The 15,594-nt window shown below is 47.7% G+C and carries 12 protein-coding genes and 1 pseudogene; 4 read left to right on the top strand and 9 right to left on the bottom strand.

The window, feature by feature from the left end:
• Positions 1-366: 366 nt before the first annotated feature.
• Positions 367-1,563 carry a LysR substrate-binding domain-containing protein gene (locus tag VNM22_09485; GenBank protein ID HWP47379.1) on the bottom strand — a complete coding sequence of 399 codons (1,197 nt, stop codon included), beginning with the start codon at positions 1,561-1,563 and terminating at the stop codon, positions 367-369.
• Positions 1,564-2,203: 640 nt separating this feature from the next.
• Between VNM22_09485 and VNM22_09480 the strand changes: the two genes are divergently transcribed.
• The 3 genes from VNM22_09480 (at position 2,204) to cbbX (ending at position 5,805) form a co-directional block, all read left to right on the top strand.
• Positions 2,204-3,655: a form I ribulose bisphosphate carboxylase large subunit gene (locus VNM22_09480; GenBank protein ID HWP47378.1), complete on the top strand. Its 1,452-nt coding sequence runs from the start codon at positions 2,204-2,206 to the stop codon at positions 3,653-3,655.
• Between the two features lie 154 nt (positions 3,656-3,809).
• Entirely contained in the window at positions 3,810-4,229 is a 420-nt protein-coding gene (locus VNM22_09475; GenBank protein HWP47377.1) for a ribulose bisphosphate carboxylase small subunit, read from the top strand.
• Positions 4,230-4,842: 613 nt separating this feature from the next.
• Entirely contained in the window at positions 4,843-5,805 is a 963-nt protein-coding gene (gene cbbX, locus VNM22_09470; GenBank protein HWP47376.1) for a CbbX protein, read from the top strand.
• Positions 5,806-5,868: 63 nt separating this feature from the next.
• Here the strand turns inward: cbbX and speB are convergent, their stop codons facing one another.
• The 8 genes and pseudogenes from speB to VNM22_09430 all read right to left on the bottom strand — a co-directional run bounded on the left by speB (position 5,869) and on the right by VNM22_09430 (position 13,511).
• Complete coding sequence (speB, locus tag VNM22_09465; GenBank protein HWP47375.1) at positions 5,869-6,999, bottom strand: agmatinase; 1,131 nt, start codon at positions 6,997-6,999, stop codon at positions 5,869-5,871.
• Between the two features lie 38 nt (positions 7,000-7,037).
• Positions 7,038-7,307, bottom strand: a pseudogene (locus tag VNM22_09460) (cysteine hydrolase family protein).
• 21 nt (positions 7,308-7,328) lie between these two features.
• Positions 7,329-8,153: an ABC transporter ATP-binding protein gene (locus VNM22_09455; GenBank protein HWP47374.1), complete on the bottom strand. Its 825-nt coding sequence runs from the start codon at positions 8,151-8,153 to the stop codon at positions 7,329-7,331.
• Complete coding sequence (locus VNM22_09450) at positions 8,153-8,950, bottom strand: ABC transporter permease (GenBank protein ID HWP47373.1); 798 nt, start codon at positions 8,948-8,950, stop codon at positions 8,153-8,155. Before VNM22_09450 ends, VNM22_09455 begins: the two co-directional genes overlap by 1 nt.
• Positions 8,947-9,927: an ABC transporter substrate-binding protein gene (locus VNM22_09445; GenBank protein HWP47372.1), complete on the bottom strand. Its 981-nt coding sequence runs from the start codon at positions 9,925-9,927 to the stop codon at positions 8,947-8,949. The genes VNM22_09450 and VNM22_09445 overlap by 4 nt, the downstream gene beginning before the upstream one ends.
• 1,043 nt (positions 9,928-10,970) lie before the next feature.
• Complete coding sequence (locus VNM22_09440) at positions 10,971-11,894, bottom strand: 3-hydroxyacyl-CoA dehydrogenase family protein (protein HWP47371.1); 924 nt, start codon at positions 11,892-11,894, stop codon at positions 10,971-10,973.
• Between the two features lie 40 nt (positions 11,895-11,934).
• Positions 11,935-12,441: an OsmC family protein gene (locus VNM22_09435; GenBank protein HWP47370.1), complete on the bottom strand. Its 507-nt coding sequence runs from the start codon at positions 12,439-12,441 to the stop codon at positions 11,935-11,937.
• Positions 12,442-12,641: 200 nt separating this feature from the next.
• A complete protein-coding gene (locus VNM22_09430) occupies positions 12,642-13,511 on the bottom strand; it encodes a PEP-CTERM sorting domain-containing protein (protein HWP47369.1) in 870 nt (289 codons plus the stop codon).
• 484 nt (positions 13,512-13,995) lie between these two features.
• Between VNM22_09430 and VNM22_09425 the strand changes: the two genes are divergently transcribed.
• Positions 13,996-15,435: a lactate racemase domain-containing protein gene (locus VNM22_09425; GenBank protein ID HWP47368.1), complete on the top strand. Its 1,440-nt coding sequence runs from the start codon at positions 13,996-13,998 to the stop codon at positions 15,433-15,435.
• The last annotated feature ends 159 nt before the right edge of the window (positions 15,436-15,594 follow it).

Genomic DNA, 15,594 nt, shown 5'->3' with positions numbered 1-15,594 from the left:
CCTAAGAAACTGAGCCACGATGAAATATGCCAGGGGCAAGTTTCATTCCAAGGGTTTCCGGGAAGAAGTCATTTTTGTTAAAAATACCTTAACTATAAGAAAATAAATAGTTTATATCCTTGAAGGGAGAGGATTGAGGAACGTATCAGACGAAGGGATATGGGATAAAAGTGTCTCAAAACTTAGAGAGAAGTGGGACAGATAGGTCTTAGGTTTAAAATCCTGGACTGTTTTAAATCTTTCTTTTCTTTAAACTTATCGAATTTGGAGGGAGTGAGACCATAATGTCCCAATTCTTTAAAAGCAATGATGGATAAACTGGTCGGTTTCCTTCTAAAGGCAGGAGGAGGATAAATCTGATTTCTCTTATCCTCGGGAGAGTTCCGGAGGTTCCAGAACGTTTGGTTGCCACGATGGGGCCAGCAGTCCGGTTTGAAGGGCATATTGGACCAGTTGGGAGCGGTGGGAAAGATGAAGCTTCTTCATTACCCGGGCGCGATAGGTAGTTACGGTCTTTGGGCTAATTCTTAACCGTTTTGCGATTTCCCGTTCTGTATAGCCTTCGGCGATCCCCTGAACAACCTCCTGTTCCCGCCGACTCAGAGGAAGGGATTTTTTTACCGACCTTGGTTCCAGGTAGGCCCGGTATAGTCTTGCCCGACTTTGTAATAATTCCCGGGCAGCCTGGGTTTGTAGAAATTCTTTAAAAGCACGGGCTGCCGGAGATAGTCGTTTTTCGGCCAGATAAACCAGGTACCAGTAGCGTTGAAGGGGAAACCCTTCTGCATTCAAGGCGACTAATTTTCCTCCCATCAATTCCAAAGACAAGGCATAAACCGAGAGAACTCCCAACCCCAGACCTGCTTGAATAGCCTGTTTGATGGCTTCGTTACTCCCAAGTTCTAATCCGATACGAAGGGATAACCCGGCCTCTTTGAAAAGCCTTTCCAGTGCCATTCGGGTTCCTGAGCCTGGTTCCCTTACTAAAAAGGTTTCTGAAGCCAATCGAGATAAGGGTATCTGTTTTTCCCTTGTTAAAGGATGGGAAGGAGAGGCTACCAGGAGTAATTGATTAGGGAGGAAGGGTTCTCCTGTCAAGTTCAATTCTTCAGGAGGTTGGCCCATAACGGCCAGATCTATCTCGTTATTTGCAAATCGCTGAAGCACACGGGCCCGATTGGTAACTTCCAGGGACACCTGGATGTCAGGATAGATCTGACGAAAAATACCCAACAGGGAAGGGAGTAAGTACTCGGTGGTGGTGACACCGGAAAGCGCCAACTTTCCCCTTTTCAGACCTTTTAGCTCGCCCATTACCATCTCCATCTCCTTCAACAGGTCTAAAATCTTCCGATTGTAGGCATATAATTCCTGTCCTGCCTGGGTAAGATAAATCCGCTTTCCAATGTGATCAAACAGAGGTAATCCAAGCTGTTCCTCTAACTGCTTTATTTGAATGGACACTGCGGGTTGGGTCAAGAAAAGTTCCTGCGCAGCTCGGGTAAAGCTCAGATGCCTGGCAACGGCCTGGAAAGTTTCTAATTGGCGAAAGGTCAAATTCATAATAATTTCTTATTGAAAAGTTAAAAATAATTAAATTTATTTTAAAATAAAACTGACTTATTTTAGTGTCAATGCGAAAAATAAATCTGGAGTGCAGACATCTTGACCGTACCTCACCCTCTTCCTCCTCTCCTGAGGCTTCAGGAGAGGGGAAGGCTTTCAAGGGTATTTTTTGGATCTAATCCTTCCGATTTCCCTTCTCTGCAAAGGAAGGGGAGAGTTGGGACATAAGCTATCCCAAGTTTCCCCCTTCCCGACACGGGAAGGGGGTTAGGTCAGGAAAAGATACCCTTGAAAGGAGGGGGGGGGAGAGGGAGCATAGGTACCAGGGTAAGAAGGTTAGCCGCGACGGGGCGGCCTGTGGATAGCTTTTACTCTTATACGGATAACAGATTCTTCTTTCCCTCGTCCCTGATTCCTCTCCCACGCTATGGGAGAAGGGAATCGGTAGATCTCCAAGCCAGCTTCCCACAGGAGGTTCGGTTAAGCTTTATCCTGGCGCGTATGGGGAAAGGGGAGGAAAAAGGGGGTAAAAACATGAACCCCTCGACCCCCCAGGCACTCCGACAGAAAAATTTCGGGACACGGAAACCGGAAAAATTCACCGTGCCTCCCTGTTGGTAATCTAAGGAGGATTCCCATGATTTTGACAAAGGATGATGTGAAGGAAAAAGATCGATGGTCCGCCGGGGTTACACCCTATGCAGAGATGGGTTACTATGATCCCCATTATATACCTAAAGATACCGATATTTTATGTGCTTTTCGCGTGGTCCCACAAGACGGTGTTGACCCCATTGAAGCGGCGGCGTCAGTTGCCGGTGAGTCCTCAACTGCTACCTGGACGGTGGTCTGGACCGATCGCCTGACCACCTACGAGCATTATCAGGCGAAATGCTATCGGGTTGATCCTGTACCCGGTACCCCTCAGTATATTGCCTATATTGCTTACGATCTGGATTTATTCGAAGAGGGTTCCATTGCCAACCTGGCTGCCTCCATCATCGGCAACGTATTTGGTTTTAAAGCCCTCAAATCGCTACGCCTGGAAGATATGCGTATTCCCCCCCATTATACCAAGACCTTCCAGGGTCCACCTCATGGTATTGTGATGGAGCGGGAATATTTAAATAAATATGGCCGTCCATTATTGGGTGCGACGGTAAAGCCCAAGCTAGGACTCTCGGCTCGCAACTATGGCCGTGTGGTGTATGAGGCACTACGGGGGGGATTGGATTTCACCAAGGATGATGAAAACATCAACAGTCAGCCCTTCATGCGCTGGAGGGATCGTTTTCTGTTTTGTATGGAGGCAGTAAATCGTGCTTCAGCAGCCACCGGGGAGATTAAAGGACACTACCTTAATGTCACGGCCGGAACCATGGAAGACATGTATGAACGGGCCGAGTTTGCTAAAGAATTAGGCAGTATCATCATTATGATTGACCTGGTTGTTGGCTATACAGCTATCCAGTCCATGTCCCGATGGGCACGTAAAAATGGGATACTTTTACACTTGCACCGTGCCGGCCATAGCACCTATACCCGCCAGAAAACCCATGGGGTCAGCTTTCGTGTAATTGCCAAATGGATGCGCCTGGCAGGAGTAGATCACCTCCATGCGGGGACTGTGGTGGGCAAGCTGGAAGGAGATCCCCACGCTGTGCAGGGTTATTACGATACCTTACGTGGGAACAAATTAGAAGCCAATCCTTTACGCGGACTGTATTTTGAGCAGGATTGGGCTTCCCTGCCCGGTGTAATGCCGGTAGCCTCCGGTGGTATCCATGCCGGTCAGATGCATCAACTCTTACACTATCTGGGGGAAGATGTGGTCTTACAATTTGGAGGAGGAACCATCGGTCATCCCGATGGTATTGCCCAGGGAGCTACGGCCAATCGCGTCGCCCTGGAGGCAATGATCCAGGCCCGGAATGAGGGACGGGATTACCTTCGGGAAGGACCGGAAATACTGGCCAAGGCCGCTCGCTGGTCCCCGGCCTTGCGCAAGGCCCTGGAGATCTGGAAGGATGTCACCTTTAACTTTGACTCGACGGATACCCCGGACGTCCTTCCCACTTTTACCGTTTAGTGAAAAGAACCTATTTATCCTGATGGATGGATAGCCATTGAAGTATACCATGCCCTGAATGACCTTTCTCTGTTCCACTTTGAAGAAAGTCGAAGGGTGAAGGGGGAGAGTTAATGGCTAATTTTCGTCGGGAATTGATATAAGGAGGTAAATTATGCGTTTAACCCAGGGGACTTTTTCTTATCTACCCGATTTAACCGATGAAGAAATCAGGGCCCAGGTCCAGTACTGTCTGGATCATGACTGGCCTGTTTCCATAGAATATACCGACGATCCGCATCCTCGTAACATTTATTGGGAGATGTGGGGATTGCCCATGTTTGATTTGAAGGATGCTGCAGGGGTTATGGAGGAAATCAAGGCGTGCCGTAACGCTTTCCCAAACTATTACATCCGCGTAAACGGCTACGATCGCACCCTGGGACGGCAGACGATTGCTTTAAGTTTCCTCGTTAACCGACCTGAAAAGGAACCGGGTTTCCACGTGGAACGGATGGAATATGCCGATCGTCAGATTAAATATACCCTTCGGGCATATGCTACGGACAAACCTGCAGGTCAGCGGTATTTGTAATGCCTGCTCCTTTCGCCACCTCCCACCCCGTCCCGCGTAGAGGAGTAAGGGGTTAGGTAAGAAAAAACCTGCTCCAGAAAGGAGGGGGACGGAGTCTACGCGCCAGGATAAGAGTGAGAGACCTGAGAGGGCCCCCTTAATGTCAAATGAGACGTTTAACCTACTACTTTGTTACTTTAATTTTGCTTAATGTTTAAGTGGCCCTCACCCCCGGCCCCTCTCCCACGCTGCGGGAGAGGGGAGTCGGGGAGTGAAAGCAGTACTATGAGGCCAAAATTAAGGTAACAGGATACTACCAACCTTCCCCCGCTTTGCAGGGGAAGGAACTTGGAAGCGAAGTTCCCTCCCCTGTTTCCCAGGGGAAGGACCAGCTAGGGGGCCCCTTAATCTGGCCCGTATGGGGAGACAGGGGTAAAATAAAAGGTCACTTCTATGAACTTTTGCCATGTTTTTATAGCCAATGAGTCAAAATATATACGCCTTTTTCATGGCGAATGGATAGAGAGAAGGTTAAGGATAGAGACGCAGAAATCACCGGATTCTTAAGCCAAAAATTGTTTCTTTAAATCCCGCCTGGGTTCTGGGCCTCTATAGTTTTGTATCTTTCAAATTTATGGAACAAACCCCTTTAACAGTAACTTCCAGGCAAGACCAGCCTAAGGGAGCGGAAATAAGCTGGGTGGATATCGATGCTGCTTATCAGAAGTCTTCTATTCAACAAATCCTCGATGATCTGGATCGGGAGTTGATTGGGTTAAAGCCGGTTAAGACCCGTATTCGGGAGATTGCGGCTTTGCTCTTGGTAGCCCGATTACGGGAACAGCAAGGCCTGTCCACAGAACGTCCCACTCTACACATGTCCTTCACCGGACGTCCGGGCACCGGCAAAACCACGGTGGCCCTTCGAATGGCGAAGATTTTACACCATCTGGGTTACGTACCCAGGGGCCATCTGGTCGTAGCTACTCGAGATGATTTGGTAGGGCAATATGTGGGTCATACAGCCCCTAAGACCAAGGAAGTGCTCAAGAGGGCCATGGGGGGTGTATTGTTCATCGATGAAGCGTATTACTTATATCGTCCCGAAAATGAGCGGGACTACGGTCAAGAGGCCATCGAAATGCTGTTGCAGGTCATGGAGAATCAACGCAATGAGTTAGTGGTTATTCTGGCAGGTTACAAGGAGCGAATGGCCACGTTTTTCCAGTCTAATCCAGGCTTTCACTCACGTATTGCCCATCATATAGACTTCCCTGATTACTCTTTGGAGGAATTAATGGCCATTGCAGAGTTGATGCTGCGCCAGCAGATGTATACCTTTGATGAGGAATCCCGACAAGCCTTTGCCGAATATTTACAATTACGTATTCAACAGCCGCACTTTGCCAATGCCCGCAGTGTGCGCAATGCCATTGACCGGATCAAGCTGCGCCATGCAAACCGCATTATCCAGCAAGGGGGTTGTATTTCAAAGGAAGAGCTGATGCGAATTGATGCCGCCGACATCCGCCAAAGTCGAGTTTTCCAGGGAGGTCTGGACAGAGATAGCCCTGAGACCACCCTGGGAAAAACTTGAAGGCAAGCCCGAGAGATGATTCAAAAAAAGCGATGCGTTCTCTTCTTCCTCCCGTTTTTCTTTTCAGCTTCCACGTCTTTTGGGGAGATAACCTTTATCAACCAGGGTTCCCAGGGTATCACAGATGACCCGAAGGGCCATTAGGGCTGTCAAATCGGAGACATCATAAGGAGGAGAGACCTCCACGACTTCCATACCGCATAGTCCCTCTTGGGCAATGAGGGTTAAGAGTTTTGAGGCTTCCCGGGGAGTAAATCCGCCCGGCTCCGGCCAGCCGGTTCCTGGAGCATAGGCCGGATCAATGGAGTCGATATCGAAGCTCAGATAAACCGCCTTAGCGCCTTTCCAGGCTATCTCCAGGGCGATCTCGGCTGCCCTTTCAATCCCAAGCTCTTCTACATCCTGGACTGTAAGGATGGTAGTACCCCGCTCTCGGGCCACCTGGATTCCTCCCCGCCTCACCTGCCAGCCTCCGATTCCGATCTGGACCAGATTTTGGGGTTTGACATTGGGGAGCTGGGTAGCGTGGAACCAGGGACAGGTGTGCATCCGTTCATCCATGTCCTTTTCTTCCGTGTCGATATGACGGTCAAAATGGATGATTCCTACATTACCCTCCACATGCTGGGCAATCCCTCGAACTGTAGCAAATCCGATGGAATGATCTCCTCCCAATACAACCGGGAAAACCCCATTTCCGGAGACAAAGGAAACTGCCTTGGTGATTTGATCAAAGCTTTTTTCCAGGTTTCCGGGGATAACAAAAACGTCACCTAAATCCACCAGGTCGAGTTGTTCTCGAAGGTCTACGCCAAGTTCAAAACTGTATGTGAGATAGAGTGCCGAGATGCGACGGATGGCTTGAGGGCCAAACCGGGTTCCACTTCGGTAGGTCGTTCCCGTATCTAGAGGGACCCCGATAATCCCGACATCATGACCTGAAACTTTTCGGACATCCTCCAGATAGGGGGCCTTAAGAAAGGTATTAATCCCTGCAAAGGGAGGAAGATCTCTTCTGGCAAAGCAGGATATGGTTCTATCCTGAACACTCTCTGCTGCTGGAAGTCCAAAGGCAAGAGCCTGATCAATCCATTCCTGATATCGCCTTGTTGAGAGTTGTTTTTCCTTCTCTGCGGCCTTCTTTCCCTGAAATCCGGTTGAATGGGACTTCTCATTGGAACGGTTATTTTTCATGCTTGTCCTCCTCCTGAGATAATGAAAATGCAAAAATCTTATTTTTCTAACAAAGTTATGGCTTTAAGGAATTCTCTGGCCGTACTGACCCATCCAAAGATTCCCCCTTCGCTTTCTATCAGATGTGCTGCAGCCTGGTGTAACGCCATGTCATAGGCTACCCAACAATCTTCCAAAAGAAGACAATAAAATCTACGATCCACTGCCTCGCGTAGCGTGGAGTGAACACAGACTTCCGTAGTTACCCCGGTAAAAATCAGGTGAGTGATCCTCCGTTCTTCCAGCAAATTTTCCAGGTTCGTCTTATAGAAGGCACCGAAGAAGTAACATTAAGCAATTTTATAGAGTAACTCCTCCGATAACACTCTACGGGTGCGATGATAAAGGAGCCTGAGGACTTCTCCCCGGATGGCATGAAAGGAAGCTTCCAACGTCATTTCCAGATTCCGTGGTCTGGGGAGGGGAACGGGAATCTCCCCGACGATCTTGCCCGGATGGGCCTGCATGACCAAAACCCGATCGGCCAGAAATACCGCTTCTTCAACATCATGGGTGACGAAGAGGACCGTAGTCCCCTGTCGTTCACAGACCTTTAGTAAGAGCTCCTGCATCTCCTCTCGGGTCTGGGCGTCGAGGGCTCCAAAAGGTTCATCCATGAGAAGTACCTTAGGTTGATTGGCCAGGGCCCGGGCAAGGGCTGCCCGCTGCCGCATTCCACCCGATAGCTCTTTGGGATAAGCATCTTTAAATCGGGACAACCCGACTACCTCCAACAAATAATCGCAACGATCCAACAGGCTTTGCATGCGACAGAAAGATAAGCTGTTCCGGTTAGCCCGAAGGTTCAACCCAAAACGAACGTTGTCAGAAACCGATAACCACGGAAACAGGCAATCCTTCTGGAAAACCATCCCCCGGTCTATGCCGGGTCCTGTGATCCGTTGCCCGCCGAGGAGAATTTCCCCACCGGTAGGAAATTCTAACCCTGCCACAATGGATAACAGTGTGCTTTTTCCACACCCTGAGGGTCCTACCAGACAAACAAACTCACCTTCCAGGACAGAAAAGCTTACTTCCTCCAGCGCAACGATTTCTCCCACATGAGCGCGAAAGACCTTGGTAACCTTGTCAATTTTAAGAATTTCTTCTCCCATTATCCTCTTAGCCTTTCCTGGGCCCAAGGAAAGAGCCTTTTGTGGAGCATTTTAAAGAGAATATCAAAGATAACGCCTAATAGACCAATAACGAAAATGTACAGAAAGATAATATCCGTCTTTAAAAACCGCTGGGCTTTGAGGATCCTGAATCCTAAACCCTCATTGGCCGCCACCAGCTCTGCAACCACCAGATAGGTCCAGGCCCAACCCAGGTTCACCCGCAAGACATCGAATATTCCAGGAAGTGAGGCCTTCCAGATTACCTTCATAAAAATTTCATCCGGTTTCGCTCCCAGGCTGAGAGCTGCTTTGAGGAGATCTGCAGAGACCTGTTTGGTCACATCCGCCACCATGATGATCATCTGGACCACAACCCCGATGAAGATCACCAGAACCTTGGCCTCTTCTCCAATCCCCACGTAGAGCATGATCAAAGGGATGAAAGCCGGAACCGGCATATACCTGATAAAGCCGATCAAAGGCTCCAGGGCCGCTTCAAAGACCTTCAGATTCCCTACCAACATTCCCAAAGGAATGGAAATAACGACGGCGAGTAGAAATCCAACCAGAATGCGGAAATTACTGATCCCTATGTCTTGAAGAAGGACCTGCTCGCGAGCAAGCTCGATGAGGGCTCGAAGTACTGCTGTGGGGGTCGGGAGAAAGACTTCTGAAACCCATTTTCCATAGGAAAGTCCACACCACAAAGCAAAGAGAAGGAAAAAAACACTCCCTGCAATAACGGTAAAAGACCTCTGGGGAAGCTCCTCTCGGAAAGCTAAGGATATCCTCACTTTTGGGTAACCTCCTTTATAAGGGAGTCATCCAGGGCCTGTTGGATTTCAAAGGGCTTGGGTAGAAGTTTATGCTTTAAAAGGAAATCCTGAATGAACGCCCCACTCGTATAAAGCGACTTCATGGAAGAGGAAACCGTGAAGGCCTCCAAGTTGTCCTGAAGATTGAAGAATCGAGTTCCTTTAAGAAAGGGGGTATAATCCCCTGGCTTCATATCCACCTTTGGGGCCATGATCTCTGATGCTTTGGCAGGATCCTGGTTAATAAAATCCACTGTATCCCCCCAGGCTCGAACGACTTTGATGAAATCTTCCCGCCGTTCCTTCAACACAGAAGTTCGCACGACCAGACAATCGGGAATCAGACCCGGAGCCTCCTGGGAAGTAAATAGAACTTTCCCCTTTCCTGACTGTTGAACCTTAATAATCCAGGGATTCCAAAGGGTTGCCGCATCTACCTTCCCGGCCAGGAAGGCTGCAGCCGCATCTCCCACCGTCATATTCACCAGATGAACCCCGTTGGGGTTTATCCCATTTTGAGAGAGCGCATATAACAGTAACAAATGGCTCACGGTAAACTGCTCCAGTGCAACGGTCTTTCCCTTTAACTCCTTCAAACTTCCAATCGTGGGCCTGGCCACAACAGCATCATTTCCGGCCGAATTATCATTAACCAGAATGATCTTAAGGTCAACCCCCTGGGCAATAGGAGCCATGGTATCGTTCCATGTTTGGGAATTAGCGTCTAACTTGGCTGCTGAAAGTGCAGAGATGGAGTCGCTGTAGACAGGAAACCAGACCAACTCGACGTCCACTCCATATTTTTTAAAGAATCCCTTTTCCTGAGCTACATACCAGGCAACCCAGCCCGGCCAGTCGCTTACCCCGATTTTCAAAGGGGGACCGGCCAGAGCCGGAAAAGGAATTAAGAGAAGTAAAACCACCAAGATTCCATACTGCTTCTTCCCAATTCTCATGGATACGGCTCCTTTCATTTTCTATGCTGCCTTCTTTGTTGCAAGGGTTGTTATACATCCGACTCGCCCATCGAAATACGATAAGACCCTGCCCCATATCTAGAATATGTCAGGATTCCTAAAACTTAATACCCGATGCCATTTCCCTGTTGAAGGATAACCGGATCGGTAAATCTCCCCTATGAGGCTACCCTGTTAAAAGTCAACTCCAGGGAGTATAACGGAGTCTCACTCCTATCCCTACTCTCCCCTTCTGAGGCGGGTTTTCTCTCATCTAATTCCCTAACCCTTTTCCCATGTCGGGAAGGGAGAACTCGAGGATTGTCTAGGCCCCCACTCTCCCCTTCCCTCATAGGGAAGAGGAGTTGGAGGGGGTTAGATAAGCTTATATGTTAACTTATAGTATACCCCAGGAAGCCCCTGCTCTCTCCTCTTCTGAGGCTTCAGGAGAGAGGAAATGAGAAGGTGAGGGGGCAAGATACCCGCGCTCCTGAGGGAGAAATGTTGTCATCCTTTTCACACCGCATGCTGATCTAGGGTATTTTTTGAACTCGTAGAGGTTCAGAGAGCAAAGACCGTACCACCTTCCGCTTAAGAGAGAACTCCGGGATCAGCCCGATCAGAACGGCCTTTTTTGCCCTCCTATCTCATTAAAGTCCTTTTAGGATTGTTTAATTTTTGTTCAACTTTCCTTTCCATCTGCCTTTCCCTTAAGCAGGATGTCGTAAAAAAGCCATTCTTAAAAAGTTTAAAGGCGACCCGGAGGTCGCCTGTTTATTCTACAACCTCTTTTTTAGGGTAGATGGATTACAACAAATATATTATTGCAAGGGAAACAAGGTAATTCCTTCCAGCACAGATTGCTTCATAACGGGGTTTAGCTTGAGGGAAGGACTCAGCACGAGGGGGGCCTAGCTTAGGGCTAATTTCAAATGGGTAATAACCTGAAGCAAGTCTGCATTCCCGGAACACAAGCGTCTGGCTTGCAGGTATGACGGGGATACTCACGCTCCGGTCTTCAGATATTTATGTAAAAGGAAAGGTCAGATATCAGGCTGTTTTTTCGGGTTTTTCAACCAGGCGGGGTCCTGGTAGGCCGGGTTGGGATACGTATAGAAACCCCGCCCCGTTTTAACGCCTAACTCACCTTTTTCGATTTTGTCCAACAGGAGTTTAGGAGGGGCATCGGAAGGATCACCGGATTCTTTGTAGTAAATGTTTTCGATATCTCGAACCACATCAAGTCCCACAATATCCATCATCCCAAAGGGACCCAGCGGGGTTCCCCAAAAGATTCTCCAGGCACGATCGACATCTTCATAGGAGGCAACTCCTTCATCAACCAGGTGCAGAACTTCTTTTTTAATGGCACGCCAGACCCGATTGAAAAGAAAGCCGGTACTCTCTTTGAGGACCAAAAGGGGCGTTACGTGAATAGTATAGGCAAACCGGCGTACCCGTTCGATGGTCTCATCGGAGGTAGAGGTACCCCGCATCAATTCTACCATTGAACGTTGCCATACCGGGGGGTAGAAATGGGCATTGAGTACGCGATCTTGCCGATGGGTAACCTCTTCGATAAGAGAGATACGGATAGATGAACTGTTCGTTGCTAAAATAGTATGGCTGGGGCAGATCTCATCTAGCTGCCTGAATACTTCCCGTTTGATCTCTAAACGTTCTGGGACTGCTTCGATAACCAAATCTGCATCGGAAGTCCCTTCCTGGATATGGGTTGTAAAATGGATTCGACGAAGGATGGTCATTTTTTCATCCGGGGTAAGCTGTTGATTTTCAATCCGGTTTTCCAGTTCCTGGATATGGTTTCGGGAAGCTTGTTCAAGGGCTGCCTGAGAAGTGTCTACAAACCAGACAGGATAACCGTAGATGGCACATTGAAGTCCGATTTGTGTTCCCATGAATCCCGCGCCTATGATGCAAACATTTTTGATCGGTTTGATTTCCATAGTAAGACTCCTTTTCTACTAAAATAGGGACAGAAAAAGCTTATCTCAATGGGATCCAATCCGTTTGTATCTTTGGTGGCCGGGTTAAAGTTTGCATAACCACGCAGTATTGTTCTGTTTTCTCTTGCAACTTACTCAGTTGCTCTGGCGTTGCTTCCGGCGCATCGATATCAAACCGAACCCGAATACTTTCAAAGCCCACAGGAACATCCTGTGCGATGCCCAAGGTACCCCGAAGATCCAGGTCTCCTTCTACGGTAACCTGGATACACCGGGTTGGTATTCTCATGGCTGTAGCAACCATCTGACAGGTAATCTGTGCGCAGGCTGCCAACGCTCCCAGCAGGAGGTCTCCAGAACAAGCTCCCGTACCGGGGCCTCCAACTCCGCTGTGGGCCTCAGCTTGATAAATAGCTCTTCCGATATCTACCGAGCAAGTAATAGGGGTGATGGTCTGGCTGCCCTGAGCCCGAAGGGTTATTCGCGAGGCAGTAGGGTCATTGCGATATTTTTCCTTAAGCGGTTTTTGAAGAGAGCGAAGATCCATAACGTGTTACCTCCCGAGATACTAAGTTTTATCTTTCCTACTCCATGGTTTTTTTGCCTGTATGTTCATCAGTAATGGGCTTTTCAAAGTTTGTCAAGGGAGAAAATCTTGAACTTTCTATCTTTTACCAGGGGATCCAAATAAAATGGGGAGCAGACTTTTCTTATCTGCTCCCCAGGAAGGGAGAAGGTAAAGAGTTATCAGGCCTGTTTATGACGGACGGCATATCTTCCAAGTCCGATAAGGCCGATCGTCAATAAGCCCAGGGTGGCTGGTTCGGGGGTTGGGATTTGGCCTGCTATCAGGGCTGCATCATTTCCACATTCCGGTGCCCACCAGAATTCAAATGATCCACCGCCTTGTAATCCCAAACTGGCCAAACTAATAGCGGTATTAACTTCATATACCGTTCTATTAACTGTATTGACCGAAGAATCTACATCTCGAGTACCCAAGGGAATCCAGGTGACTCCATTCTGGGTCTGTGAGCCAAGGTCGGTTCCATAGCCAGCAATAAAAGTAGGATAATTGTTCCCATGCCCAAAAGGATCAAGCCCTCCATCGTACGGCGTACCGGTGATACCTGCATTTGGATAAGCTTCATAAGTTCCGGTGGCAAAAATTGCATTACTATATAGATGACCTTGTTGAACAGGTAACCAGAGATAAATATCATCGTTTGGGTCATTGGTCATATCCCCACTATGATTGGTGAGCCCCAGTCCATATACCGTTCCCGTAGAGGTATTATGCTGCCCATTAACGTTAATATACAAATCACCGGGTTCCAGGGTGGTATTCCCGTAGGTTACAAGACCCGTTGGCGTTGGCTGCGAATTTGGGTAACCTGCAGGGGTTGGATAACCAGTCCACATATTGAAATACAACCATTGGTCATCAAAGGCATATCCTATCCGGTACACTTCCCAGGTATTTCCTCCCGTTGCATCGTTATAAGGATCATAACTATAAGTCCAACTTAATGCCCAACTATTTTCGATAAATAAACCGAGATAAATCGTCCATAATAATGCAAGAATCCCAATCTTTTTAAGATTTACTTTTCTCATCGTACTTCCTCCTTCCCATGAGTGTTTCTGCTATCTGCCGGTTATGTAACTATTAAGAACTGCTCCTCACAGAGTCCATTCCCACATGATATCTCTCACATCCAGCAAAAAAGATACCAGGGAAGATATTTACCTCCTGGTACCCCGTCTTATCTGTAGGAAACCGGTTTTAACACTTTAAAGGGTTACTGAAGATGAAGGGGGGGGTGGCAGTTATTTCGTAAAAAATTTTGACGATAGGAAAGTGATTCCGGTCTTGGACCCATAGGTTGGATTGAGAAACACTAAAAAAACCATGACTTAAAAAAGTATTTAAAAAAAGAACTGTTGTAAAATTCTTCGACAGAGATCTGGGGAGGAAAGTGATTTTAAAATAACAGAGCACTTTTAATATCCTTGACAAAAGGATAAAGTTTCTCTACTTATCATGGGAAGCCTATCTTAATTTTCTTGAGATCAAATTTAATTACTAAAGGAGTTTTTTATGCCCCGTACAATTCTTAAAGAAGTCTCCTTTGGAGATACCACGATAGAGGCCGAATTTCCAGAACGTACCCGAATTTTACAACCTCCGGAACCATTGCCGCCGTTGGAGAATCCCGAGCAGGCTATCCGAGAGGCTCTGGCCTCCCCCATCGATCATGAACCTCTATCCAAGAGTGTAGGGCCTCGATCTAAGGTTACCATCGCCTTTGATGACCCCTGTATGCCCATGATTCCCATGAAGCCCCCTGATTTCCGTGAAATGGCCATCACGATTCTACTGGAAGAGTTGGAGAAATTAGGTGTTTCTAAACACAATATTCGGCTTATTTGTGCCAATGCTCTTCATCGAAAATGGACACGGAAGGAATTGGCTACAATTCTGGGAACTAAGATTGTTCAGGCCTTTGGACCCAGCCATTTATACTGTCACGATGCAGAAGATCCGGGAAGTTTACTCTATTTAGGTGAAACCGATCGAGGTTTTGAGGTGGAAGTGAATCGAGCCGTCATCGAATCTGATCTTTTTATTTATGTAAATATAACCAATTCGGCTATGAATGGAGGCTGGAAATCTATTGTAGTGGGTCTGAGCTCCTTTCGAAGTATTCGCCACCATCACCGTCCTTTTCCCGGAGCCTCAGGTAAGTCGGTAATGGATCATAAACGTTCTTCTTTCCAGAAGCTTTTAGGGGAGATGGGAAAACTGGTAGATGCGGAGCTGGACAGAAGAGGAAGACGGATTCTGACTCTAGAGTCTGTACTTAATACTGCCAGGCCCTCGGAATTGATAGCCGTGTTTGCCGGCCATCCTGTGAAAACCCATGAGGAGACCCTAAAAATAGTGGATAAACAGCAGGTTATATCGGTTCAAGGCCAAAGCGATGTTGTAGTTTACGGTCTCTCTAATCAGATGGATCACTACTCCAAACTTTCGACCATTAACCCCATTTTAGTCAGAAATTTAGGTTTATCTTATAGCTTTGGGCTTTATCATAATAAACCGATCGTTCGAGAAGGAGGTATCTTGATTCTGGCACATCCGTGTCCCTGGGTTTTTCATCCCCTCCATCAACCTTCCTACAAGGAGTTATTTGAAGAGGTTCTTCCTCACCTGCAAGATCCTTATGAAGTTTGGGATATTTACTCGGAAGATTACGCGCACCGCCCGGAGTTTACCCATAAATATCGCTATGCCTATGCCTATCATGGGGCGCATCCTTTGATTTTATGGGGGCAGGGAGCTTTCGCGCTTCGGTATGTAAGTCGGGTTTTTTTAGCCGGAGCTACAGATTCCGAAGCTGCACAACGATTGGGATTTGAGCCCATTACCTCCATAGAAGAGGCCATCCAGGAAGCGGAAAATACACTGGGAAAAGATTGCAGTATTACCTATCAGCCTATACCGCCTTTTTATATTCCGAAGGTCGAGACGGTCTAGGAGGTCAAAGGTACTTATTAACTATTGGTGCTAGTTTTTTAAATTGAAAGAGCCATGCAGGTTCTCCAATATTATCAACAAAAACTCTTTTTCACTCATTTGGAGGTAACCTGCATGACTACCATAGAGTTTATCACCGAATTGTTCTGTCGGGTAGAT

The sequence above is a fragment of the Candidatus Limnocylindrales bacterium genome (assembly GCA_035559535.1).
Classification (GTDB): domain Bacteria; phylum Moduliflexota; class Moduliflexia; order Moduliflexales; family JAUQPW01; genus JAUQPW01.
Note: the sequence above shows the minus strand (reverse complement) of the source record. Positions and strands in the feature narration are given on the sequence as shown.